This window comes from Allosphingosinicella sp. (genome assembly GCF_046295735.1).
Taxonomy (GTDB): Bacteria; Pseudomonadota; Alphaproteobacteria; order Sphingomonadales; family Sphingomonadaceae; genus Allosphingosinicella.
Genome location: NZ_JBKBMQ010000005.1, coordinates 29,037 through 53,117, shown reverse-complemented (window position 1 = coordinate 53,117; position 24,081 = coordinate 29,037). Strand labels below are relative to the sequence as shown.

Sequence of the window (24,081 nt, the reverse complement as noted above, 5' to 3'; positions counted from 1 at the left end):
CAAGCTGTTGATATGCGCGGCCTTCCCCCTTCGGCTGCGGCAGGCCGGGTGCGCACCATCGATAGGGAGATTACGTGATGAAAAGGGTAATGATCGGCCTCCTCCTCAGCGGCGCCGTCGCGGTTGGCGGCTGCACCACCAATGACCGGACGCTCCGCAGTGCAGGCACCGGCGCGGCGATCGGCGCGGGTGTCGGCGCGGCTGCCGGCGCTCTGGGCGGCGGCGACGTCGTGACGGGTGCCGCGATCGGCGCGGGTGTCGGCGCGGCGGCCGGCGCGGTTGCCGCCAATGTCGGCGGCCAGGGCGGCACCGTGACCGAGCAGCAGCAACAGCAGCAGGGCTGGGGCACGACGGGCACCACCGGCGCCACGGGCACGACCCAGGGCACCTGGGGCACCACCCCTGCCACCACGACCCGCCGCGCCGGTGAGCGCGGCTGACGACTGAGGACTGAAGTTGCGTAACGATCCCGGTACCGGCCGGCGGCGGGCTTTGGCCTTCCTCGGCTGGGGTGCGGCCATCCTTTCCTCCGCGGCATTGCCGATGGAGGGCGTCGCCTTCGCCCAATCGGGCGGCGGGGGCGTTCCGGCCGCCTTGCGCTCCGCCGCCGGCTCGGACCGGGATCTCAACGCCTTCTACCGCGCGCGCAGTCACCGCCCCGTCTGGGTGCGCGGCGGCGCTCTCGTTCCCGAGGCCGAGCGGCTCGCGCATCACATCGCGGATGCCGCTCTCGACGGGCTCGACCCCGCCGACTACCGCGCCGCGGCTCTGCTCGCCGCGGTGGAGGACGCCCGGGACGGCAATGCGGCGGCGCTGGCCCGCGCCGAGGCGGCGCTGTCGCGCGCCTTCGCGAGCTATGTCCGCGATCTCCACAAGCCGTCCGATGTCGGCGTCATCTATGTCGACCGCGAACTGAAGCCGCGCCAGCCGACCCGCAAGGAGCTGCTGGACGCGCTCGGCGCGGCCACCTCGCTGTCCGCGCTTCTCGACCACAAGCTCACCGTCAATCGCCATTATGCGGAGTTGCGCGCGGCCTATGCCGACTGGCGCGCGCGCTGGGGCGATCTTCCCGACGTGCGCGTGCCCACCGGCCCGACCCTTTCGTCGGGCGCGACCGGCGAGCGCGTGCGGCTGCTGCGCCAGCGGCTCGGCCTCGCGCCGGGAAATCGCTTCGACGGCGACGTCGCCCAGAAGCTGCGCGCGTGGAAAGTGGCGCACGGCCTGCCGCGCGAGCCGGTGGCGGACGCCGCGACGATCGCGGCGCTGAACCGCGGCCAGGTGCATCACGAGCGGCTGATCCGCGCCAATCTCGAGCGGGCGCGCGCGTTGCCCTCCGATCTCGGCCGCCGCTACGTGCTGGTCGATGCCGCCGCCGCGCGGCTCTGGCTGTACGAGGACGGCCGGCCGGTCGATTCCATGCGGGTCGTGGTCGGCAAGAAGAGCGACCAGACCCCGATGATGGCGGCCTTCATCCGCCACGTTACCTTCAGCCCCTATTGGAACGTTCCGCCCGATCTGGTCGAGCGGCGGATCGCCCCCAACGTCCTGTCGCAGGGCCTCTCCTATCTGCGCAACGCGCGCTACGAGGTCTTCTCCAGCTGGGAGGATGATGCGGTGCGGGTCGATCCGACCACCGTCGACTGGGCGGCGGTCGCGAGCGGACGCAAGGAATTGCCGGTCCGCCAGCTTCCCGGCCGCGGCAATGCGATGGGCGACATGAAGTTCATGCTGCCCAACCAGCACGGCATCTATTTGCACGACACGCCGGACCGGAACCTGTTCGGCCAGGACGACCGGCTGCAGAGCTCCGGCTGCGTCCGGGTGGAGGATGCCCGCAAGCTCGCCCGCTGGCTGTTCGGCCGCAATGTCCGCGCCTCCGGCGAGCCGGAGCAGAACGTGCCGCTGCCGGAGCCGGTCCCCGTCTACATCACCTATTTGACGGTGGCGCCGGCGGAGAATGGCGCGCTCGCCTTCCGCTCCGACGTCTACGACCGCGACCGGGTGCTGCTCGCCCGTCTCGGCGGGGGCCCGAGCGAGGGCGCGCGCTGAACCGGCGCCCGGTCAGCGCATCCGTTTGACCCACAGCGAGTCGTTGCGCTTCTCGACGGAGAAATTGGGAAGCGCCTCGAACAGTTCGGACAGGCGCGAGAAGCCGTAGTTGCGCACGTCGAACGAGGAGCGGTTGCTCACCAACTGGCCGAGCGCGGACAGGTTCGCGAAGCCGTTCTCGTCGCGCTGGGCGGCGTTGTAGGCGTCGATGAGGATGGTGAGCGCCTCCTCGTCGAGGTCCGGAGCGGATTTGCCGTTGCCCTCGCCGCCGCGGCCGCCCGCGGTCCCCATCAGGGCGTCGACGTCGAAGAAGCGGGTGCAGGCCGGGCGGAAGCCTTCGGCCGCGCGGGACGTGCCGAAGCCGTAGACCTTTATCCCTTCATGCCGGATGCGCAGGACCAGCGGCATGAAGTCGCAGTCGCTCGACATGATGCCGAAGCCCTGGACGCGTCCGCCGTAGAGAAGGTCCATCGCGTCGATCGTCATCTTCATGTCGGTGGCGTTCTTGCCCTTGGTGAGATCGAACTGCTGCTGCGGCTCCAGGGCGTAGCGCAGCGCGCGTTCGGTCCAGCCCTTCAGCTCCGGCTTCACCCAATTGCCGTAGGCGCGCCGGATGTTGACGGTGCCGAGCTCGGCAAGGACGGAGAGCACCGCGTCGAGCGCGGCCGGGGACGCGTTGTCCGCATCGATCAGCAGAGCGACATTGGGTTCCCGGGCGGGATTGTTGGTATCGGGCATGGCCGCTGAACCCTCGCGGCCGTCCGGTCGTTCCGCGCGCCTGGTCAGCTTTGGGCGGCCCGCTCCGCCTCGGCCGCCTCAAACGTGCGCAGCATGGCGGGGGAGGGGGCGGGGCCGGCAAGGCTCACCAGGACGGCGGCAAGGCCGCACAGCAGGAAGCCGGGAACGATTTCGTAGAGAACGGAGCTCAGCGCCTGGCCGTCGGCAAGGACCGGCGCGTAGATCCAGAACAGCACGGTCGCCGCGCCCACGATCATGCCGGCGAGCGCCCCGTTGCGGGTAAGCCGTTTCCAGGTGAGCGACAGGATGACGATCGGCCCGAAGGCGGCGCCGAAGCCCGCCCATGCATTGGCGACGAGGCCGAGGATGTTGCTGTCGGGATCGTAGGCGAGCGCGATGGCGGCGAGCGCGACCGCGACGACGCAGATGCGGCCCACCGTCACCAGCTCCCGCTGCGATGCCGCGCGGCGGATGAAGATGCGGTAGAAATCCTCGGTAAGCGAGGAGGAGGAGACGAGCAGCTGGGAGGAGATGGTGCTCATGATCGCGGCGAGCAGGGCGGCGAGCAGGAAGCCGGTGATCAGCGGATGGAACAGGATCTGCGAGAAGAAGATGAAGATCGTTTCCGGATCCTCCAGCGGAATGCCGGCGCGGGTGACGTAAGCGAGCCCCACGAACCCCGTCGCGACCGCGCCCAGCAAGCTGATCCCCATCCAGGCCATGCCGATGTTGCGCATCGCCGGAATGTCGCGGACCGATCGGACGGCCATGAAGCGCACGATGATGTGCGGCTGCCCGAAATAGCCGAGGCCCCAAGCGAGCAGCGACACGATGCCGATCGCGGTCGTGCCGGCGAAGAGGTCGAGCGCGTCCGGATTGACGGCGGCGATGTCCGCCGCGATCGCGCCGTCGAGTTGCATCCAGGCGACGACAGGCACCAGCACCAGCGCCACGAACATGATACAGCCCTGCACGAAATCGGTGACGCTGACGGCGAGGAAGCCGCCGAACAACGTGTAGGCGACCACCACGCCCGCCGTCAGCCAGATGCCGAGGCTGTAGTCGGCGCCGAACGCCGTCTGGAACAGCTTGCCGCCTGCCACCATTCCCGAGGAGGTGTAGAGGGTGAAGAACAGGATGATGACGATCGAGGCGATGACCCGCAGCGCGTGGCTGTTATCTTCGAACCGGTTTTCGAAATATTCCGGGATGGTGATCGCGTCGCCGGTCCGTTCGGTGTGGACGCGCAGGCGCGGCGCGACGATCAGATAGTTGAGCAAGGCGCCGATGAAGAGGCCGATGGCGATCCAGCCGGCGCTGAGCCCGGAGACGAAGGCGGCGCCGGGGAGGCCGAGCAGCAGCCACCCGCTCATGTCCGACGCGCCGGCCGACAGCGCCGCGACCTTCGGGGACAGGCTGCGTCCGCCGAGCAGGTAGCCGCCGATATCGTCCGTCGAGCGACGCCAGGCCCACAGGCCGATCGCCAGCATGCCCAGAAAATAGAGGCCGAGCGTGATCAGGGTTCCCGTGGCCATGGCCGCGCTCCTCAGGATGCCGGGTCGAACCGGCCGGTGGCTTCGTCGAGGACGTGCAGCTCCCCGTCGGATATCGCGAAGAAGGCGCCGTGGAGCTTCAGCTCGCCGCGCTCCTCGCGCTCCCGCACGAAGGGGAAGCTGCGCAGGTTGCAAAGGCTGACCCGGATCGATTCGAGCTCCAGCGCGCGCTGCGGATCCTCATGCGCCTCGGCCAGCACCCGGTCGCGCGCCTCGCCGATGATGCCGACCCAATGGTCGATGAAGCTCGGCCCCTCTACGCCGAGATTACCGCCCTTCAGCGCCGCCGAGATGCCGCCGCAGGCGCCGTGGCCGAGCACGACGATGTGGCGGACCTTGAGGTGGACGACGGCGAATTCGATCGCCGCCGAAGCGCCGTGGAGGCCGCCGCCGGTCTCGAAGGGCGGAACGAGGTTGGCGACGTTGCGCAGCGCGAACATCTGGCCGGGCACGGTATCGAAGATGGTCGCCGGATCGACCCGGCTGTCGCAGCAGCTGATCACCATCACCGGCGGCGCCTGCCGGTCGGCGAGCGCCTGCCAGCGGCGGCGCTGCGCCATCCAGGCGCCGGCGCGGAAGCGTTGATAGCCGTCGATGAGCTGGTGGAATTCGGGCATGTCAGAAACGCTCCCCGCGTACGACCTGGACGTCGGCCATGGTGAGCAGCATGCCGTGGCTGTCGAGGATCGGGACCAGCAGGTCGATCAGGCGGTCGGCCTTGTCGGCGCTGGCGATGGTGATGAGGATGACCTTGGTCTGCGCGCCCGAGACCCGGTCCTCGCGCCAGGCGCCGCCGCGGCCGGCGCCGGACTGGACCGGGATCAGGGTGTAGCCGTCGATCCCGGCATCATGCACCGCCTGGATGACGATCGTCGCGTGGGGACCGTCGAGCAGGATTTCGATCCGCTTGCGGGTGAAGGTGTGGACCATGCTTTATCCAAGTGCCTGGGCCAGCGCCGCGAACAGCGGGATGCCGACGATGATGTTGAAGGGGAAGGTAACGCCCAGGGACATGGACAGATAGAGGCCCGGGTCCGCTTCCGGCAAAGCCAGACGCATCGCCGCTGGAACGGCGATGTAGGAGGCGCTGGCGGCAAGGATGCCGAGCGCCGCGGCCGACGCGACGTCGAGCCCGATCGCGGTGCCGATCACCGTCCCGAGCGCGCCGTTCATCACCGGCAGGAAGATGCCGAGCCCGGCCGCGCGGGCGGTGAGCGAACGCGTCTCCATTAACCGCCGGCCGGCAACCAGGCCCATGTCGAGGAGGAAGATGCACAGGAGGCCGCGGAACAGGCCGTCGAACAGAGGCGCGATCGGCACGAAGCCGGCGGGTCCGGCCACCAGGCCGATGAGGAAGCTGCCGATCAGCAGCACCACCGAAGCGTTGAGCAGCACTTCGTGCCAGAGGCCGCTCGCGCCCGGCGCGGCGCGGCCGCCGCCGCGACGGGCGAGCAGCAGGCCGGAGATGATCGCCGGCGTCTCCATCAGCGCCAGTACCGCGACCATATAGCCCGCCGGCCCAAGCCCCTGCCGGCCCAATATCTCGACCGCGGTCACGAAGGTGACGACGCTGACCGAGCCGTAATGGGCGGAGACGGCGGCGGCGTTCACCCGGTCGAGCCGGGCGATCCGGGTGAGGAGCTGAAAGGCGACGAAGGGGAGGGTGAAGCTCAGCGCCACGCCGGCGAGCGCCGCGACGACGAGATCGGGCGTGAAGCCGGTCTTCGACACCTCGACCCCGCCTTTGAGGCCGATCGCGATCATCAGATAGATGGAGAGGCCCTTGGCGATCGCTTCGGGAATGGCGAGGTCCGAACGCGCGAAGGCGGCGGCGAGCCCCAGGATGAAGAACAGGACGACCGGGGAACTGAGGGTTGCGATCGCTGTGTCCATCGGAAGCTTCCGCTAATCCACGGTCTCTGCTTGTGCAAGGCCGCGTCGAGGCATCGGCGGGAAGCAGCGGAGGGAGATCCTGACTTGCGTCAGGATGACGCGAGCCCTCCGTCATTCCAGCGAAAGCTGGAATCTCGCTTCTCCTTTCGACCCACTTGCCGCGACAACTCCCCCGGTTGGCATTCTCCCCCTCAATCGCTATCTGGCGCGCATGTCCGCAGAGCCGATCGTCCGTCCCAAGCAGCGCAAGCCCGACTGGATCCGCGTCAAGGCGCCGACCAGCACCGGCTTTGCCGAAACGCGCAAGCTGATGCGCCGCCTGAACCTCGCCACCGTGTGCGAGGAGGCCGCATGCCCGAACATCGGCGAATGCTGGACCAAGAAGCACGCGACGGTGATGATCCTGGGCGACACCTGCACGCGGGCCTGCGCCTTCTGCAACGTCAAGACCGGGATGCCGCGGCCGGTCGACCCGCTGGAGCCGGAGCATGTCGCGGTGGCCGCGGCCGAGCTCGGGCTGGAGCATATCGTCATCACGTCGGTCGACCGCGACGATCTGCCGGACGGCGGCGCGGGCCAGTTCGTGAAGGTGATCGAGGCGCTGCGCCGTAATACGCCGGCCACGACGATCGAGATCCTGACCCCCGATTTCCGCAACAAGTCGGAAAGCGCGGTGGAACGGATCATCGCGGCGCGGCCGGACGTCTACAACCACAATCTCGAGACCGTGCCGCGGCTCTACCCCACCATCCGTCCGGGCGCGCGCTATTACGCCTCGCTGCGCCTGCTGGAGAGCATCAAGCGGCACGATCCGTCGATCTTCACCAAGTCCGGCATCATGGTCGGCCTCGGCGAACAGCGGCTGGAGGTCCATCAGGTGATGGACGACATGCGGTCCGCAGACATCGACTTCCTGACGATGGGCCAGTATCTGCAGCCCACCCCGCGCCATGCCAAGGTGGAAGAGTTCGTGACGCCGCAGGCGTTCGGCGCCTATGCCGCGATCGCGCGGGCCAAGGGCTTCCTGCTGGTGGCGGCGAGCCCGCTCACCCGGTCGAGCTACCATGCCGGCGACGACTTCGCGAAGATGAAGGCGGCCCGTGAGGCGAAGCTGGCGGCGGCGCGTTAGTCAGGCATGCCCCGGCACAGCGAAACACGGAACCTGCCCTACAGCCCCGAACAGATGTTCGACCTGGTGGCGGACGTCGGCAGCTACCAGAAATTCCTGCCCTGGGTCGCGGCCACGCGGATCCGGTCGGACAGCGAGACGGAGATGGTCGCGGACCTGGTCGTCGGCTTCCGGTCGATCAAGGAGACCTTCACCTCCAGGGTGAACAAGCAGCGGCCGCACGCCATCACGATCGACTATGTCGAAGGGCCGTTGAAGCATCTCCACAACGAATGGACGTTCCGGCCCGACGGCAACGGCGGGACCGACATCGCCTTCTGCGTGGATTTTGCCTTCCGCAACCGCATCTTCGAGGCGCTGGCGGGGCAGATGTTCGATCGTGCGCTGCGGCGGATGATCGGCGCCTTCGAGACGCGCGCGCACGAGCTTTACGGGACGAGCGCGCCCGGCAGCAGCAGTTCGAGAGCGCACAGCGCCGCCTGAAGACGCACGCCGCCGCGGCCGAGGTCGCCGAACTGGCGTTCGTCCGCGACCACCTCGTCGGGATCGGCGCCGCGCCGGGCACGGGCGAACACCACCATGCCCACCGGCTTCTTGTCCGTCCCTCCGCCCGGCCCCGCGACCCCGGTGACGGCCACCGCGATGTCGGCGCGGGTGCGCTCCAATGCCCCTTGCGCCATGCTCCACGCCACCGCCACGGAGACGGCGCCGAAGGTTTCGAGCACGTCCCGGCTGACGTCGAGCAATTCCATCTTCGCTTCGTTCGAATAGGTGACGAAGCCGGTTTCGAACACATCCGAGCTGCCCGGTATCTCGGTCAGCGCCGCGGCGACGAGGCCGCCGGTGCAGCTTTCGGCCACCGCCACGCGCCGCCCCGCGGCCCGGTTCGCATCCACCACCCGCTTCGCGAGCTCGACCAGTTCGGCCGGCAGCGTGACGTCGCGTCGGTCGTTCATCGGTCCTCCGGCACCCGGACGGTCGCCGCGGCCTGGGCGGCGATGCCCTCGCCGCGGCCGGCGAAGCCCAACCGCTCCGTAGTGGTGGCCTTGAGGCTCACCCGGTCCAGCGGCAGGCCCAGCAGGCCCGCGATCCGCTCCCGCATCGCCGCCTTGTGCGGACCGATGCGGGGCGCTTCGCAGATGATGGTGAGATCGACATGGTCGATACGGCCGCCGCGCGCCTCGACCAGGTCGCGGGCATGTTCGAGGAAGCGGTCGGACGAGGCGCCGCGCCATTGCGGATCCGACGGCGGGAAGTGATCCCCGATGTCCCCGGCGCCGATCGCGCCCAGGACGGCATCGGTCAGCGCGTGCAGCGCGACATCCGCGTCGCTGTGGCCCTTCAGGCCCTTTTCGTGCGGAACGCGTATGCCGGCCAGCCACAATTCCTCGCCCTCGGCCAGGGCATGGACGTCGAAGCCGAGCCCGGTGCGGCTCACCTGCAGCATGGCGAGACGCTCCTCGGCACGGGCGAAATCCTCCTCATAGGTGAGCTTCTCCAGCATCGGGTCTCCCGCGACGGCCGCGACGGCGATGCCGGCGGCGCGGGCGACCTGCGCGTCGTCGGTGGCTTCCCCGGTGAAGCTTTGGTGAGCCTCCCATATGGCGGCGAAGCGGAAGGCCTGTGGCGTCTGGACGCGGGCCAGGCCGTCGCGCGCCACCGTCTCGCCGAGCATGGTCCCCGATCGCGCCAGCGTGTCCACGACGCCGAGCACCGGCACCGCGCCGTCATGGTCGGCGAGCGCATCGAGCAGACGGTCGACGACGACCGGCGGAAGAAAGGGGCGGGCGGCGTCGTGGATGAGCACGATGTCCGGCGCTTCCGTGGCGAGCGCTTCGAGCCCGAGCCGCACGGAGTCGCGCCGCTCGGCACCGCCCATGACGGGGGGAGGAAGGTCGGCCGCGACGCCCGCGTACAGCGCCTCCTGCCCGGGGCCGATCACCACCCGCACGCCGTCGATCCGGGGATGGCGCAGATGGTCGAGGCAATGGGCCAGCAGCGCCTTGCCGCCAAGCCGCCGGTACTGCTTCGGAATGTCTCCGCCGGTGCGGCTGCCGCACCCCGCGGCGACCACCAGCGCGATCGTCTTCGTCATGGCGGGGCGTCTAGCCGACCCGAACCTTGCCCGCCAGCGCCTTCGCCCCTATCTGGGGACGCTCCATGACCCAGCTGCAAGCCATCTCGATCGGACCGGTCCAAATTGACGCGCCGGTGATCCTGGCGCCGATGACCGGCGTCACCGACCGTCCGTTCCGGCGGATCGTCAAGCGCTACGGCGCGGGGCTGACGGTGACCGAGATGATCGCCAGCCAGGCCGCGATCCGCGAGACCCGGCAGTCGCTGCAGAAGGCGGCCTGGGACCCGATCGAGGATCCGGTGTCGATGCAGCTCGCCGGCTGTTCTCCCGTCGAGATGGCCGAGGCCGCCAAGCTCAACGAGGACCGCGGCGCCGCCATCATCGACATCAACATGGGCTGCCCGGTCAAGAAGGTGGTCAACGGCGATGCCGGCTCCGCTCTCATGCGGGACCTGAAGCTCGCCGCGCAGATCATTGATTCAACTGTCAAAGCTGTCAAGGTTCCGGTCACGCTCAAGATGCGGATGGGCTGGGATCATGCCAGCCTCAACGCCCCCGAGCTCGCCCGCATCGCCGAGGATCTGGGCGTGCGGATGGTGACGGTCCATGGCCGCACCCGCAACCAGATGTACAAAGGCGAGGCGGACTGGCGCTTCGTCGCGAAGGTGAAGGCGGCCGTGTCGGTGCCGGTGATCGTCAATGGCGACATCAATTCGATCGACGATGCCGAAACGGCGCTCGCCCAATCCGGCGCCGACGGGGTGATGATCGGCCGCGGCGCGTATGGGCGTCCCTGGCTGCTCGGCCAGGTGATGCACTGGCTGAAGACGGGCGAGCGCCTGCCGGACCCGAGCCTGGACGAACAATTCGCCGTCATCATGGAGCAATATGACGCCATGCTGGACCATTATGGCCCGGTGATCGGCGTCAATTGCGCGCGCAAGCATATCGGCTGGTACACCAAGGGGCTGCACGGATCGGCCGAGTTCCGCAACGCTTTCAACAAGGAAGCGGACCCTGCGCGGGCGCGGGCGATGCTGCGCGATTTCTACGCGCCCTGGCTGTCGCGGATCGCCGCCTGAGGGCAGTTCCGGTCAGCTTCTGGTCAGGAAAGAACGCATCTACTGTGTTCTTTATGCCACATGCTTGTGCTAGAGCCGCCCTGTGAACGTCGAAGCCGCCATCACCGCCGACGAGACGCCGCGCTGGACGGAGCGCTGGAGCGCGGCCCTGGGCGGGCGCCGGATCATGCCGCTGGTGGAGATCGGCACCGTGCTGGCGCTGCTCGCCATGGCGGCGTTCAGCTATGTAATCGTCTCGGGACGCGGCGACCCGGGGGCGTTGCTGACCCCGCCGATGGTCGCGATGCTGCTGGTCGCCAATCTGGTGCCCGCCATGGCGCTGATGGTGCTGATCGCGCGCCGGGTCGCCATGGGCCGCGCCGCGCGCTCGCCGATCGGGGGCAGGGGGCGGCTCCACGTCCGGCTGGTCGCGCTCTTCTCGGTGATCGCGAGCGTGCCGACGCTCCTGGTCGTGATCTTCGCGTCGATCCTGTTCCAGAGCGGGCTGCAATTCTGGTTCTCGGACAGGGCCCGCATCGTCCTCGAAAATGCCGACAATGTCGCCCAGGTCTATGCCGAGGAGAATGTCGAGCGGATCAGCCGCGACATCGTCGCCATGGCCAACGACGTCGTCCGCGACATCAACGATATCGGCATCGACGATCCGGAATTCGCCGACAAATTGTTCTTCCAGGTGGTGGCGCGCGATCTCACCGAGGCGGCGATCGTGTCGGTGGGGCAGGGCAGCGAGTTGCAGGTGATCGCGCTCGTCAATCTCGACGACCGGCCGTTGGAGCGGCGGCTGCCGCCCGCGACCCTCGCGTCGCTGCGCGAAGGCGAACCGCGGGTGGTGACCGACGCCGGGGACCGGGTCGAAGCGGTCGTGCGGCTCGATCCGGATGCCGAAGTCTATCTCTACACGTCCCGCAAGGTGAATCCCGCCGCGCTCCAACAAATCGAGGAGGCGCGCTCGGCCGCGAGCGACTATCAGAAGACGCTGTCGCGATCGCGCGACCTGCAGCTGCGGTTCAACGCGATCCTGCTGCTCGTCTCGCTGCTGATCGTCGCCGTGTCCATATGGATCGCGCTCACGCTCGCCGACCGGCTGGTGCGGCCCGTAGGTCACCTGGTCGATGCGGCCCGGCGGGTGACGGCGGGCGATCTTTCGGCGCGCGTCCCGACCTCGCGGGTGGACGACGAGGTGGCGACACTCGGCAACGCCTTCAACCGCATGACCAAGCGACTGGAGGAGCAGACCGGCGAACTGCTGGCCGCCAACACCCAGCTCGACAGCCGCCGCGCGTTCACCGAGGCGGTGCTGTCGGGCGTGACCGCCGGCGTCATTTCGGTCGACGACGACCATGTGGTGCGGCTGATCAACAGCTCGGCCGAGGCGCTGCTCAAGACCGGCGGCAAGAGCCCGGTCGGGCAGAAGCTGGCCGATCTCGCGCCCGAACTCGACCGGCAGATCGAGGCGGAGGAGCGGGAGTCCATCATCCAGGCCGCGTTCGCCGGCGAGCCGCGCACGCTGGCGCTGAAGACGGTGCGGGTCGCGGGCGGCCATGTGCTGACCTTCGACGACATTACCGAGCAGTTGCTCGACCAGCGCCGCGCGGCCTGGTCGGACGTGGCGCGCCGCATTGCCCATGAGATCAAGAACCCGCTGACGCCGATCCAGCTCGCCGCCGAGCGGCTGCAGCGCCGCTACGGCAAGGAGATCAGCTCCGACGCCTCAACCTTCGAGCGCCTGACCGGCATCATCGTGCGCCAGGTCGGCGACCTCAGGCGGATGGTGGACGAATTCTCCTCCTTCGCGCGCATGCCGAAGCCGGTGTTCCGCGAGGAGGCGATCGTCGAGGTCGCGCGCCAGGCGCTGTTCCTGCACGAGGTCGCCCATCCCGACATCGCCTTCAGCCTCGACGCGCCCGATCCCTCGCCGCTGCTGGTGTGCGACCGGCGGCTGCTCGGTCAGGCGCTGACCAACGTCGTCAAGAACGGGGTCGAGGCGATCCGGCAGAAACAGGAGGAGGAGGGGCAGGCCGGCGCCCATCGCGTCGCGATGGCGATCGGCGAGCGCGACGGCCTGCTGTGCATCGAGATTACCGACACCGGCATCGGCCTTCCCGCGGACCGCCATCGGCTCACCGAACCCTATATGACGACGCGCGCCAAGGGCACGGGTCTCGGCCTCGCCATCGTCAAGAAGATCGTCGAGGAGCATTTCGGCCGGATCGAGTTCGACGATGCGGCCGGGGGCGGCACGCTCGTCCGCTTCGTGTTCGACGCCGAGACTCTCGGACGCCTTTCCGGCGGACCCGTCGTCATTTCTGAAGACTCTGCATCAGGTGGTTGAAAAATATATGGCTTTGGACATCCTCATAGTCGACGACGAACAGGACATCCGCGATCTCGTGTCCGGGGTTCTGGAGGATGAGGGCTATGCGCCCCGCACCGCCGCCGACAGCAGCGAAGCCTTGCAGGCGCTGGCGGACCGCCGCCCGTCGCTGGTGCTGCTCGACGTGTGGCTGCAGGGCTCCAAGCTCGACGGTCTCCAACTCCTCGAGGAGATCAAGCGGCGCGATCCGTCGCTGCCGGTGCTGATGATCTCCGGCCACGGCAATCTCGACACGGCGGTGGCGGCGATCCGCCAGGGGGCGGCGGACTTCATCGAAAAGCCGTTCGAGGCCGGGCATCTCCTCCATCTCGTCGCCCGCGCCACCGAGACGGACCGGCTGCGGCGCGAGAATGAAAGCCTGCGCCAGCAGATCGGGCAGGAGACGGAGCTCACCGGAACCAGCGTCGCGATCAACAACGTCCGGGCGACGTTGAAGCGGGTGGCGGCGACCGGCAGCCGCGTGCTCATCACCGGCCCCGCCGGCGTCGGCAAGGAAGTGGCCGCACGCCTGCTCCACAATTGGAGCCCGCGGGCGCGCGCGCCCTTCATCGTGGTCAGCGCCGCCCGCATGACTCCCGAGCGGGTGGAGGAGGAATTGTTCGGGGTGGAGGAGGGGGGCGAGCTCGCCCGGCCCGGCCTGCTCGAACAGGCGCATGGCGGCACCCTGTTCCTCGACGAGATCGCCGACATGCCGATCTCCGCCCAGGCCAAGATCCTGCGCGTCCTGACCGACCAGAGCTTCACCCGCGTCGGCGGGCAGCGCATGGTGAAGGTGGACATGCGCGTCGTCTCCTCGACCGCGCGGCGCCTCCCCGACGAGATCGCGGGCGGCCGCTTTCGCGAGGACCTCTATTACCGGCTGAACGTCGTTCCAGTGCATCTGCCGGCTTTGTCCGAACGACGCGAGGACATTCCCTCGCTAGTCGCCCATTTCGCGGCCCGCTACGCCGCCGACCAGAGGGTGGGCACGCCCAAAGTGTCCGATGACGCCATGGCGGCGCTCCAGGCCTATGACTGGCCGGGCAATGTGCGCCAGCTGCGCAACGTGATCGAGCGCACGATCATCCTGGCGCCGGGCGAGCGGATCGCCTGCATCGACATCGACATGCTGCCGCCCGAAATCCTCAACGAGCAGGCGCAGCTGACGCCGGGCGAAGCGGTGAAGGCGATCATGGGCACGCCGCTGCGCGAGGCCAGGGAAACGTTCGAACGCGAATATCTGCGCGTCCAGATCCGCCGCTTCTCGGGAAACATCTCCCGCACCGCCACTTTCATCGGCATGGAGCGTTCGGCCCTGCACCGGAAACTGAAGGCGCTGGGCATTGCCGACACCAGGGGCGAGGACAACGATTAGGGCTGCCGCGGAGCCCATGACCAGCGATGGCCCGCCGCGGCGCGGGCCGGATGCGGCGCCGTCGCCGGCCCGCCAAGAATATAAGGAGACACCCCGCATGGCCGACAAGGTCAACAACCTCCAGGACATGTTCCTGAACAGCCTCAGGCGCTCCAAGACGCCGGTTACCATGTTCCTCGTCAAGGGCGTGAAGCTGCAGGGCATCATCACCTGGTTCGACAATTTTTCGGTGCTGCTGCGCCGCGACGGTCAGGCGCAGCTCATCTACAAGCATGCCATCTCCACCATCATGCCGGGCCAGCCGGTCGATCTCGACGAGATCGAGCGCGCCTTCGCCGAGCAGATGGAGAAGCGCCGGCCGCAACTGCTGCAGGAGGTGTTCCTGACCGCGGTGCGCCGGTCCGGCGAGCCGGTGACGATGTTCCTCGTCAACGGCGTGATGCTGCAGGGCGAGGTCGCGGCGTTCGACCTGTTCTGCATGCTGCTGCAGCGCGACGGCATGTCGCAGCTCGTCTACAAGCATGCCATTTCGACGGTGCAGCCGGAAAATCCCATCAACCTCGCCGAAGCTCAGGACGAAGAGTGAGCGTTTTCGACCGCGACGCCGACAATGAGGTGAGCCGCGGCGCCCGCGCCGTGATCGCGCTGCCGGACATGGGCCGAGAGGCCCGGCGCGACGTCTCCGCGCGCCTGGACGAAGCCGCCGGGCTTGCGGAAGCGATCGGCATCGACGTGCAGGACAAGCTGCATTTCCGCATCCGCGCGGCGCGGCCGGCCACTCTGTTCGGCAAGGGCCAGGTCGAACAGATCGGCGATGCCGTCGCCGCGGCCGAGGCGGAGCTGCTGATCGTCGACGCGGCGATCACCCCGATCCAGCAGAAGAATCTGGAGACCGCGACCAAGGCGAAGGTGATCGACCGCACCGGCCTTATCCTCGAAATCTTCGGGGAGCGGGCGGCGACGGCGGAGGGGCGCCTCCAGGTCGAGCTCGCCCATCTCGACTATCAGGCGGGCCGGCTGGTGCGGAGCTGGACCCACCTCGAACGGCAGCGCGGCGGCTTCGGCTTCCTGGGCGGCCCGGGCGAAACGCAGATCGAGGCCGACCGGCGGCTGATCCGCGACCGGATGGCGAAGCTGCGCAAGGAGCTGGAACAGGTCACCCGGACCCGGACGCTTCACCGCGCCAGGCGGCAGCGCGCGCCCTGGCCGGTGATCGCTCTCGTCGGCTATACGAACGCGGGAAAGTCCACGCTTTTCAACCGCCTGACCAAGGCTGACGTCATGGCGGAAGACCTGCTGTTCGCGACGCTGGATCCGACGATGCGCGAGATCGGTCTGCCGGGCATCGAAAAGGCGATCCTGTCCGATACGGTCGGCTTCATCTCCGATCTTCCGACCCAGCTGGTCGCCGCCTTCCGGGCGACGCTCGAGGAAGTGATCTCGGCCGACCTCATCATCCATGTCCGCGACATCTCCCACCCCGACAGCGATGCCCAGCGCGCGGACGTGGAGCAGGTCCTGGCCGAAATCGGCGCCGCGGGAGAGGAGGGCGCGCCGATGATCGAAGCGTGGAACAAGATCGATGCGCTCTCCCCGGAAGAGAGCGACCGCGCCCGGGCCGAGGGCGAGCGGCGCGAGGACGTGGTGCTGATCTCGGCGCTGACGGGGGAGGGCGTCGACGGCCTGCTCGCCTGCGCGACCGAGCATCTGCGCAAGGGCGCGGCCGTCCGCCGCGTCACCCTTCCCGCGGCGGCCGGCGAAGCGATCGCCTGGCTCCATGCCCATGGCGAGGTGCTGGCCCAGCGCCACGAAGGCATGGAGACGGAGCTCGAGGTGCGCCTCACCGATCAGGAGTGGGCGCGTTTCCAGGCCCGCCGCGCCGAAGCCTGAATGAGCTACTAAAAAGGGCCTTTAAGGCAGACGCTTAGACCTGCTTCTTCGCGCTCTGCCAGAGCTCTTCGAGTTCCTCGATATCCATATCCTGGAGCGGGCGCTCGGCAAGCTGCTCGACCTTGCGGAAGCGGCGTTCGAAGCGGGCAGTGGCCTCGCGAAGCGCGGCTTCCGGATCGATGTCGAGGTGGCGCGCGTAATTGACGACGGCGAACAGCAGGTCGCCGATCTCGGCGGTCCTGTCCTCGGCGGTCGTCGCCCCCGCGACCTCCGCCAGCTCCTCGTCGATCTTGGCGCGCGGCCCATCCGCGTCCGGCCAGTCGAAGCCGACGCGGGCCGCGCGCCGCTGGACCTTCTCGGCCCGCTTCAGGGCGGGGAGGGCGAGCGCCACGCCGGCGATTGCGCTGCGGTCTTCCTGTCCGCCGCGCTCCGCCGCCTTCAGCGCTTCCCAGCCCGGGCTGCGCTCGGCATCGCCGAAGATGTGGGGATGGCGGCGCACCATCTTGTCGGAAATGGCCTCGATCACGTCGCCGATCGCGAAGGCGCCTTGTTCCTCGGCGATGCGCGCATGGTAGACCACCTGGAGCTGGAGATCGCCGAGCTCGTCCTTCAGCGCCGCGAGATCGCCGCGCGCGATCGCGTCCGCCACCTCATAGGCTTCCTCGATTGTATAAGGCGCAATCGTCTCGAAGCTTTGCACCTTGTCCCATTCGCAGCCGCGGTCCGGATCGCGCAGCCGCGCCATGATCGCGACCAGCCGGCCGAGTGTGGAAGGATCGTTGCTCGCCATGGCCGCTCAACCGCATGTCTAAAGGGATGGAAGATGCGGGGCATATAGGGGGATGGGCTGGTCGTGGCCATGCACGTCATGCGGACGCTGCGGCAGGAAACTCAGATCAGGAAGTCGGCGGCGCCGAGATGATGCTGGTTCAGCGTGGTGACCGAGATGGCGAGGTCCGCGATGCCGTTGCCGGTCACGTCCGCTTCCACCATCCAGCCGCCGCCGTCCTGATAAGCGCGCAACTGGCCGGCCGTGCCGCTGAAGGCGCTGACGCCGATGAAGCTGAACCTCTGCTGCCCGGGCTGGTTCGCATCGGCGTCGATGAAGCGGAGGTCGAACCGGTCGCCCGCCCCGAAATCCAATATCCGGTCCATGCTCTGCGGAGTCGAATCCAGGACGCTCAGATAGATGAAGCTGTCGTTGCCCGGGCCGCCCCACAGAACGTCCGCTCCGCGTCCGCCGTTGATCCTGTCGTCGCCCGCGCCGCCGTGAATCTCGTCGTCGCCCCAGCCGCCGGCGATCGCGTCGTCGCCGGCGCCGCTGTAGATGACGAAGCGGCCGCTGGTCTCGACCCAGCCGTTGAACGTCAGCATTTCGTCCGGGCGTAGCGTGTTGGCGCTGACGATCAGCGTCCCGCCGGACCCGACGGTGCCGTTCTGGACCGCGATGTCGTAGCTGTAGGGGAGGCCGCCGCTGCCGAAGCGAACATCGCCGCCGCTCAGCAACACCAGCATCTCGATGCCGGCGATCTGCCCAGGGGAGAGGGTGACGGCGTTCGCGCCCGAATAATTCCCCTGCAATCCCAGCTGATCCATGGCGCCGCCCCGACCGTCCACCCGGTCGCCCGCGCCCCAGCGGCCATGCCCGAAATAGAAGCCGTCGTCCTGCTCGCCGCCGGTCAGCACATCGTTGCCGAGCCCGCCATAAGTAAGCAAGGCGCCGTCGGTCTCGGCCGATCCGTCGAAGGTCACATGCTCGCCCGGACCGAGCGTGTTGAAGCTGACGATCAAGCGCTGGCCGGGCGCGACATTGGCGTCGGCCGTCTTCAAATAATAGCTGTACGCGTTTCCGGCCGTGTCGCCGAACCGGCGGTCGCTGCCGGAGAGCAGCACCAGCATCGCGATGTCGGTAAGATTGGCGTCGCTGAGGAGATGCGGGTTCGCCGCGCTTCCGTAATTGCCCTGCAGGCCGACCTGGTCGAAGCCAGCGCCTCCCACGAGGCGGTCCCCGGCGGACAGATGGGCGCCCATATAGAAGGCGTCGTTGCCGTCGCCTCCAGAGAGGAAATTCTCCGCCGCATTGGCGATGAAGAGATCGTCGCCCGAACCGCCGATCGCATTCTCGATGGTCACGCCATAGGCGATCGAGATGTTGTGCTTCATCCCGGCGGCGTCGCTGAAGGCACCCGGCCTCAGGTCGATGCGCGCGGGCGCCGAGAAGCCGGAAAGGTCCAGCATATCGTTCCCGCCGCCGTCCCAGATGGTGAACACCGGCTGCGACCCGGCGGTCAGCGAATAAGCGGGTCCCGCGTTGGAGTTGAAGCCGTAGACGGTGTCGCCGGAACGAGTCCCGAAATTCGCTCCGTAAAGCGACTGGAGCGCCGCGATGTCGTGCAGAAGGAAGGTCGAGATGTTCCACGAGGGCGGGGTGCCGAGCACCGCGCCGGTCGCCAGCGGCGAGAAATAGGACATCACCGTGAACTGGAGCGAATCCTGCTGATAGGCGGCGACGTTGGCGTAGTTGAACGGTTTCGATGGATCGGCGAGGTGATAGTTGGAGGGATGGGGTATGCCCAGAACGTGCGCGATCTCGTGGATCAGGAGATGGTACCAGGTGTTCCCTGGAAAGAGGCTGGTCTCCGGGTCGTAGTCGCGAAGGGTCTGCTGGATGAAGACGGCGCCTCCGGTGATCTTCCCGTTCGAGACGCCGTCGATGAGGCCGGAGCTGCCGGCTTGCGTCCAGTTGCCGAGCGAGATGCGGCCGCCGACATTTCCGTCATAGGGAAGCTCGACGAATTTGAGGTTGGTGATCGAACCGATCTCTTCGAACGCGATCCGGGCGGCCTGCTTCTGCGCTTCGCTGAAGGGGTAGAAGGTGCTGCGCTGCGGATGATTGCTCCAGGCCGCGGGCATTGATGTCGGAAAGGTGAAGTAGAGCGCGTTCTCGGAGTAGCTCAGGCCGGTCCTGGTCAGCTGGGCGATCACCTGAGGAAGCGTAAAGACCGGCTTGTCCGTCATAGCGTCGCCCTCCATCCGGAAGACGTGCGCTGCCAAGCAAATGTCTCAGTTCACTGCGATCTTCCTGAGGCATTCACCTAGGAGAGCGAGGGCGGCCGACAAACCCGCAACCCTCGGGGGGTGTCGTCTCCGGAAGTCCGATAATATACATTATGTAAAGCAGACTATTGCTCAGGGGCGGAGGATCAGCGTGCGTCCCTCGACGCTCCAGCCGCTCAAGGACGACAGGAAGTTCATACCGATCACGTTCATGTCGCCGAACGCTTCCGAGACATGGAGGCCGACATCGCGTCGTTCGATACCGCCGACGCGCAGCGTCTCGGCGCGCGCGCGCTCGACCGTGACGACGCCGTTCGCCGTCCGAACCATCGCCGGCAGCCCCGGCAGAGTCTCAATACCGGCGCGGTCGGCGGTCGCGCGCGAGATCGACGTGGTGGTCGCGCCGCTGTCGATGAGGAAGCGCACGGACGTGCCCTGCAGATCGGCCGTCACCCAGAAATGGCCGTCGGGCGACATTCTGACGCGCAATTCCTCGCCGGCGTCCGCGCCTTGCTCCATCACCGGCTCCCCGCGCGTTTCGACCAGCACGCGCTGGCCGAACGCCAGGAAGTCGTCCTTCAGGGTGAAGACGATGAAGGCGGCGGCGAAGATCAGCACCCAGCCGGCGAACATCTTGAGGCTCTGGCCGATCGGGATCCGCCGCACCGCAAAGGCGCTGACGACCAGCACCAGAACCCCGACAAGGTAAATGAAATGAACGGCTTGGTCGCCTTCGTTCACAGCTCGACCTCCAGTCCGTCATAGCCCGGCTCGACTCCGGCCGGCAGTTCCGCCGCCAGGGATCGATAGTCCATGCTGTTGTCCATATGGGTGAGGATAGCGCGGCCCGGCTGAACGACGGCAATCCAGCCGAGGGCCTGTTCCAAATGCGGGTGCGAGGGATGCGGCCGGCGCCGGAGCGCATCGACGACCCAGACGTCGACGCCTTCGAACAAGCTGCGCATGTCGTCCGTCAGGGCATTGATATCGGTGGAATATCCGATCGACTTTCCGTCGAGGTCGAAGCGCAGGCCGGCGCTGGTGATGTCGCCGTGCGGTTGATCGGTCACCCGGATCCGGATCGGGCCGATCGAAAGTTCGTCCGGCAGCCACCGGGCCTCGGCGACGGGCGGATAGCCCCCTCTCCCTTCGAAGCAATAGCCGAAGCGGGCGCGGAGCGTCTCCAGCGTGTCGGCGCGCGCAAAGCCGGGCACCGCGGCGCCCCTGGCATGGAAGAGCTGCCGAAGGTCGTCGATGCCGTGGCAATGATCGGCATGGTCGTGGGTCCAAATCACGGCGTCCACCGACCCGACATCGGCGTCGAGCAGCTGTTCGCGAAGGTCCGGGCCGGTGTCGACCAGGATGCGGGTGTCTCCGGCCGACACCATGATCGACACGCGCCGCCGCCGGTTGCGCGGCTCCTCCGGATCGCAGGCGCCCCAATCGTTGCCGATGCGCGGCACGCCCGACGAGGTGCCGCAGCCGAGGATGCGCAGCTTCACCGACGCGCTTTCCCGAACAGTCTGAAGAAGTTGTCGCTGGTCGTGGAGGCCAGTTCCTCGACGCTCTCGCCGCGCAGATCGGCCAGGAAGCGCGCCGTGTCGGCCACGAAGGCCGGCTCGCAGGTCTTGCCTCGGTTCGGCACCGGCGCGAGGAAGGGCGCGTCGGTCTCGATCAGCAGCCGGTCGGCGGGCACGGCCCGCGCCGTTTCCTGCAGATTCTTCGCATTCTTGAAGGTGACGATGCCGGACATCGAGATGAAGAAGCCGAGATCGAGCGCCTTGCGCGCGAAATCGCCGCTGGCCGTGAAACAGTGGATGACGCCCGTATACGGCCCCTTCCCCATCTCCTCGGCCAGGATGGCGTGGGTGTCCTCCTCGGCGTCGCGGGTATGGACGATGAGCGGCAGGCCCGTCTCCCGCGCCGCGGCGATATGCGCGCGGAAACTCTGCCGCTGCCGCTCCCGGTCCGACCGGTCGTAATAATAATCAAGGCCGCTCTCGCCGATCCCCACCACCATGGGGTGCGCGGCGCGTGCGACCAGCGTGGAGGTCTCGACGACGGGGTGGACGTCCGCCTCGTGCGGATGGATACCGACCGACGCCACGACATCGTCTTCCGCCTCGGCCGCGCCGATCACCTCGTCCCATTCCGACGCGCGGGTGGAGATGTTGAGCATCATGTCGACGCCGGCGGCGCGGGCGCGGGCGAGGACCGAGGCGCGGTCTTCGACCAGACCCTTATAGTTGAGGTGGCAATGGCTGTCGACGAACATGCCCGCCATGTAGTGGCTCCGCGCGGCCGCGTCATCCCGCCTGTCAGGGAATGGCGGGCACCAGTTCGATGAGATCGAGCTTCGACTCTCCGCGCGGCCAGGGGATGACGAGCCGGTAGCGGAAGGGCGCGACGCGTTCGAAAATGCCCGCCATGTCGCGGGTCGGATCCTCGCCATAGGGCTGCGGGATCTCCTCGGTGCCGAGCGCCATCGAGCCGAGGAAGACCAGGCGGTCGCTTGCGACTTCCCAAAGATAGCCGCCCGGCCGTTCCGATCCGGTCTGCTTGGTGATCGACAGCAACTCTCCCTCGGCGCCGACATGGCAGAAGAAGGGGTTGAAGGCGCGATAAGCCCGCGCGCGCGGCGCGGCGCCAATCCGAATGACGCGGCAGCGATAGGAGCCGGGAGGCGGCGCCGCTCGCGGCAGAGCGGCGGCGGGGTCGAGCAGCGGCCCCTCGGCGGCGATCTGGCGCGTGAAGCCGGCGCGGCGCGCGGCGGCGAGCGCTTCCTCCCATGCCGACCCGACGCGCTCGAGCCGGTCGAGATCGGCCTCGGTGGCGATGTCGCGCCACGGCTCCCGCGCGGCGACTTCGACCGTTCCGGTGGCGCGCGGCGCCGTGCCGGCGGTCTGGCAGGCACCGGCGAGGAAGGCTGCGGCGACGACGGCGAGGCGGGCGTTCATGGTATCAGCCATAGCCCCCTTCCCTTACCGCGAGGCTAGCGCGGCGCGGCTTCGGCGCTGTTTTCGGTCGCTTCGGCGCAGCGCCGCTCAGTAAATCAGGTAGATGGCCGCGCAGGCCGCGATGCCGACGATCACGCCCATCGGCACGCCGATCTTGAGGAAATCCGCGAACCGGTAGTCCGCCGCCGCATAGACGAGGGTGTTCGTCTGATAGCCGATCGGCGTCGCGAAGCTCGCGGAGGCGGCGAACATTACTGCGACGAGCAGCGGCCGCGGATCGATGCCGAGCTGCTCGGCCATGGTGATGACCAAAGGCGTCATGATGACCGCGATCGCGTTGTTGGTCACCGCCTCGGTCAGCACCGAGGTCAGGAAATAGACGGCGAGCAGGAGGAGGAAGACGGGCGCGTCCTGGATCCATGGCGTCACCCAGGAGACCAGCAGCGAGACGCTGCCCGCCTGCTGCAGCCCCGTCCCGATCGCGAGCATCGCGAAGATGAGGATGAGGACGTTGCCGTCGATCGACTCCCACGCCTCCTCCGGATCGATGCAGCGCGTGACGAGGATGACGGCGACGGCGAGGATCGCCGCGGCGGCGATCGACATGACGCCAAGCGCCGACAGCAGGACGGTGCCGGCGAGCGCCGCGACCGCGATCGGCGCCTTGGCGCGGCGATAGGGCCGGGTTCCGGCCGGCGAGACGCCGAGCAGATGCACGTTTTCGAGCAGCGCCCGGTGCTCCCGGCGGCGCGCGGCGATCAGCAGGGTGTCGGCGGCTCGGAGTCGCGCGCTGCGCAGGTCTGGTCCGGGAAGATGGCGCGCGCGGCTGATGCCGAGGATGCGAATCGGAAGGCGCGAGAGCATCGGGATCTCGGCCAGCCGCCGGCCAATGCTGGGATGGGTCGGGGCGATGATGGCTTCGAACAGTTCGACATCGTCCGGCCGCCGCGAGCGCGACAGGTCCGCGCCGCCGCTGAGCCCGCCGGTCCCGACCAGATAGTCGGTCGCCGCCGACAGGCCGGCAAGCTCGTGCGGCGAGGCGGCGACGACCAGACGGTCGCCGGCTTGCAGCCGGGTTTCGGCGATGCCGTCGCGGCGCACCTCCCCTTCCCGCTTCAGCGCCAGCACACGCACCCGCGGCGCCCGCAGCGACGGGACCGCCGCCACCGGCTTGCCGACCGCGCTTCCGCCGGGAAGGACGAGCAGTTCGGACAGGCATTCCCGTTCCTCATCCTCCTCCGCGACCAGTTCCTTCCGTTCGGGAAGCAGGCGCGGACCGAGCAACGCCAGCGTCAGCGCGCCGGTGGCGGCGACGATGATGCCGACCCCGCTGATCTCGAAAATGCCGAAAGCGGGCTGGCCCAGATCCTGCGCCACGCCGTCGACCAGCAGGTTGGTGGACGTGCCGATCAGCGTCAGTGTGCCGCCGAGGATGGCCAGGAAGGACAAAGGAATGAGAAGCCGCGTCGCCGCCACACCCAGGGTCCGCGCCAGCCGGCGAATGACCGGGATGAGGATGATGACCACCGGCGTGTTGTTGACCAGCGCCGCGCTTGCGAGCGTGCCGGCATAGACTTCGGTCGTGACGATCTTCGGCCGCCGGGCGGCCCGGCGCAGGATGACCGCGACGATCGCGTCGATCGCGCCCGTGCGCACGAGCGCGCCCGACAGGACGAACAGCGCCGCGACCGCGATCGGCGCCGGATTGGCGAATACGCCGAGCACTGCGGACGCGTCGGCAAGGCCGAGGGCGAGCACCGCCCCTACCCCCGCCACCGCCACCACCACCGGTGGAAAACGCTCCGACACAAAGCCGACGAGCAAGCCGAGCAGAAGAAGAAGTCCAATCACCGCCTGATGCTGTTCGACGGCGGCGGAGATCGCGTGAAGCATGGTTCAATTACGAGCGGCGGCGGCTTTGGGTCCAC

The 24,081-nt window shown here is 68.2% G+C and carries 23 protein-coding genes; 9 read left to right on the top strand and 14 right to left on the bottom strand.

Features of this window, described 5'->3' with window-relative positions; genetic code table 11:
• The first annotated feature begins 77 nt into the window (after window positions 1-77).
• Both ACK4K7_RS06040 and ACK4K7_RS06035 read left to right on the top strand, forming a co-directional pair.
• On the top strand, window positions 78-440 hold the full coding sequence (locus tag ACK4K7_RS06040) for a hypothetical protein (RefSeq protein WP_431864361.1): 363 nt from the start codon (window positions 78-80) through the stop codon (window positions 438-440).
• A 16-nt stretch (window positions 441-456) separates the two neighbouring features.
• A complete protein-coding gene (locus ACK4K7_RS06035) occupies window positions 457-2,049 on the top strand; it encodes a L,D-transpeptidase family protein (protein ID WP_431864360.1) in 1,593 nt (530 codons plus the stop codon).
• Window positions 2,050-2,061: 12 nt separating this feature from the next.
• Here the strand turns inward: ACK4K7_RS06035 and ACK4K7_RS06030 are convergent, their stop codons facing one another.
• The 5 genes from ACK4K7_RS06030 to ACK4K7_RS06010 are packed head-to-tail and all read right to left on the bottom strand — an operon-like array spanning window position 2,062 to window position 6,233.
• On the bottom strand, window positions 2,062-2,787 hold the full coding sequence (locus ACK4K7_RS06030; protein WP_431864358.1) for an NYN domain-containing protein: 726 nt from the start codon (window positions 2,785-2,787) through the stop codon (window positions 2,062-2,064).
• Between the two features lie 44 nt (window positions 2,788-2,831).
• Entirely contained in the window at window positions 2,832-4,322 is a 1,491-nt protein-coding gene (putP, locus tag ACK4K7_RS06025; RefSeq protein WP_431864356.1) for a sodium/proline symporter PutP, read from the bottom strand.
• 11 nt (window positions 4,323-4,333) lie between these two features.
• Window positions 4,334-4,957, bottom strand: a complete 624-nt coding sequence (locus ACK4K7_RS06020; protein WP_431864354.1) for a carbonic anhydrase — start codon at window positions 4,955-4,957, stop codon at window positions 4,334-4,336.
• A 1-nt stretch (window position 4,958) separates the two neighbouring features.
• Complete coding sequence (locus ACK4K7_RS06015; RefSeq protein ID WP_431864352.1) at window positions 4,959-5,270, bottom strand: P-II family nitrogen regulator; 312 nt, start codon at window positions 5,268-5,270, stop codon at window positions 4,959-4,961.
• A gap of 3 nt (window positions 5,271-5,273) precedes the next feature.
• Window positions 5,274-6,233, bottom strand: coding sequence for a sodium-dependent bicarbonate transport family permease (locus ACK4K7_RS06010; protein ID WP_431864350.1), 960 nt, complete (start codon window positions 6,231-6,233; stop codon window positions 5,274-5,276).
• 211 nt (window positions 6,234-6,444) lie between these two features.
• On the opposite strand from ACK4K7_RS06010, the gene lipA reads away from it, so the two are divergent.
• Window positions 6,445-7,362, top strand: a complete 918-nt coding sequence (gene lipA, locus ACK4K7_RS06005; protein ID WP_431864348.1) for a lipoyl synthase — start codon at window positions 6,445-6,447, stop codon at window positions 7,360-7,362.
• A 6-nt stretch (window positions 7,363-7,368) separates the two neighbouring features.
• The gene (locus ACK4K7_RS06000) at window positions 7,369-7,845 is read left to right on the top strand and encodes a type II toxin-antitoxin system RatA family toxin (RefSeq protein ID WP_431864346.1); all 477 of its coding nucleotides are present in this window, start codon (window positions 7,369-7,371) and stop codon (window positions 7,843-7,845) included.
• On the opposite strand, the gene ACK4K7_RS05995 is transcribed toward ACK4K7_RS06000, so the two are convergent.
• Window positions 7,791-8,318, bottom strand: a complete 528-nt coding sequence (locus ACK4K7_RS05995) for a CinA family protein (protein WP_431864344.1) — start codon at window positions 8,316-8,318, stop codon at window positions 7,791-7,793. The two genes, ACK4K7_RS06000 and ACK4K7_RS05995, sit on opposite strands and share 55 nt — an antisense overlap.
• A complete protein-coding gene (locus ACK4K7_RS05990; RefSeq protein WP_431864341.1) occupies window positions 8,315-9,457 on the bottom strand; it encodes a bifunctional 2-C-methyl-D-erythritol 4-phosphate cytidylyltransferase/2-C-methyl-D-erythritol 2,4-cyclodiphosphate synthase in 1,143 nt (380 codons plus the stop codon). Before ACK4K7_RS05990 ends, ACK4K7_RS05995 begins: the two co-directional genes overlap by 4 nt.
• Before the next feature lie 65 nt (window positions 9,458-9,522).
• Between ACK4K7_RS05990 and dusB the strand changes: the two genes are divergently transcribed.
• The 5 genes from dusB to hflX all read left to right on the top strand — a co-directional run bounded on the left by dusB (window position 9,523) and on the right by hflX (window position 16,139).
• The gene (dusB, locus tag ACK4K7_RS05985) at window positions 9,523-10,521 is read left to right on the top strand and encodes a tRNA dihydrouridine synthase DusB (protein WP_431864339.1); all 999 of its coding nucleotides are present in this window, start codon (window positions 9,523-9,525) and stop codon (window positions 10,519-10,521) included.
• A gap of 166 nt (window positions 10,522-10,687) precedes the next feature.
• A complete protein-coding gene (locus tag ACK4K7_RS05980; RefSeq protein WP_431864589.1) occupies window positions 10,688-12,853 on the top strand; it encodes a sensor histidine kinase in 2,166 nt (721 codons plus the stop codon).
• Window positions 12,854-12,860: 7 nt separating this feature from the next.
• Complete coding sequence (locus ACK4K7_RS05975; RefSeq protein WP_431864337.1) at window positions 12,861-14,249, top strand: sigma-54-dependent transcriptional regulator; 1,389 nt, start codon at window positions 12,861-12,863, stop codon at window positions 14,247-14,249.
• A gap of 97 nt (window positions 14,250-14,346) precedes the next feature.
• Complete coding sequence (hfq, locus tag ACK4K7_RS05970) at window positions 14,347-14,835, top strand: RNA chaperone Hfq (RefSeq protein ID WP_431864335.1); 489 nt, start codon at window positions 14,347-14,349, stop codon at window positions 14,833-14,835.
• Window positions 14,832-16,139: a GTPase HflX gene (gene hflX, locus ACK4K7_RS05965; RefSeq protein WP_431864333.1), complete on the top strand. Its 1,308-nt coding sequence runs from the start codon at window positions 14,832-14,834 to the stop codon at window positions 16,137-16,139. The genes hfq and hflX overlap by 4 nt, the downstream gene beginning before the upstream one ends.
• A gap of 34 nt (window positions 16,140-16,173) precedes the next feature.
• On the opposite strand, the gene mazG is transcribed toward hflX, so the two are convergent.
• From mazG to ACK4K7_RS05930, 7 genes are all read right to left on the bottom strand, one after another.
• The gene (gene mazG, locus ACK4K7_RS05960; RefSeq protein ID WP_431864331.1) at window positions 16,174-16,929 is read right to left on the bottom strand and encodes a nucleoside triphosphate pyrophosphohydrolase; all 756 of its coding nucleotides are present in this window, start codon (window positions 16,927-16,929) and stop codon (window positions 16,174-16,176) included.
• Between the two features lie 101 nt (window positions 16,930-17,030).
• On the bottom strand, window positions 17,031-19,157 hold the full coding sequence (locus ACK4K7_RS05955) for a M10 family metallopeptidase C-terminal domain-containing protein (protein ID WP_431864329.1): 2,127 nt from the start codon (window positions 19,155-19,157) through the stop codon (window positions 17,031-17,033).
• Between the two features lie 171 nt (window positions 19,158-19,328).
• Window positions 19,329-19,937 carry a retropepsin-like aspartic protease family protein gene (locus ACK4K7_RS05950; RefSeq protein ID WP_431864328.1) on the bottom strand — a complete coding sequence of 203 codons (609 nt, stop codon included), beginning with the start codon at window positions 19,935-19,937 and terminating at the stop codon, window positions 19,329-19,331.
• Window positions 19,934-20,698 carry an MBL fold metallo-hydrolase gene (locus ACK4K7_RS05945; RefSeq protein WP_431864326.1) on the bottom strand — a complete coding sequence of 255 codons (765 nt, stop codon included), beginning with the start codon at window positions 20,696-20,698 and terminating at the stop codon, window positions 19,934-19,936. Before ACK4K7_RS05945 ends, ACK4K7_RS05950 begins: the two co-directional genes overlap by 4 nt.
• Window positions 20,695-21,471 (bottom strand): TatD family hydrolase, encoded by a 777-nt coding sequence (locus ACK4K7_RS05940; protein WP_431864587.1) that lies wholly within the window; start codon window positions 21,469-21,471, stop codon window positions 20,695-20,697. The genes ACK4K7_RS05945 and ACK4K7_RS05940 overlap by 4 nt, the downstream gene beginning before the upstream one ends.
• 43 nt (window positions 21,472-21,514) lie before the next feature.
• Window positions 21,515-22,165, bottom strand: a complete 651-nt coding sequence (locus tag ACK4K7_RS05935) for a DUF4893 domain-containing protein (protein WP_431864324.1) — start codon at window positions 22,163-22,165, stop codon at window positions 21,515-21,517.
• A gap of 75 nt (window positions 22,166-22,240) precedes the next feature.
• Window positions 22,241-24,046, bottom strand: a complete 1,806-nt coding sequence (locus tag ACK4K7_RS05930; protein WP_431864322.1) for an SLC13 family permease — start codon at window positions 24,044-24,046, stop codon at window positions 22,241-22,243.
• Between the last annotated feature and the right edge of the window lie 35 nt (window positions 24,047-24,081).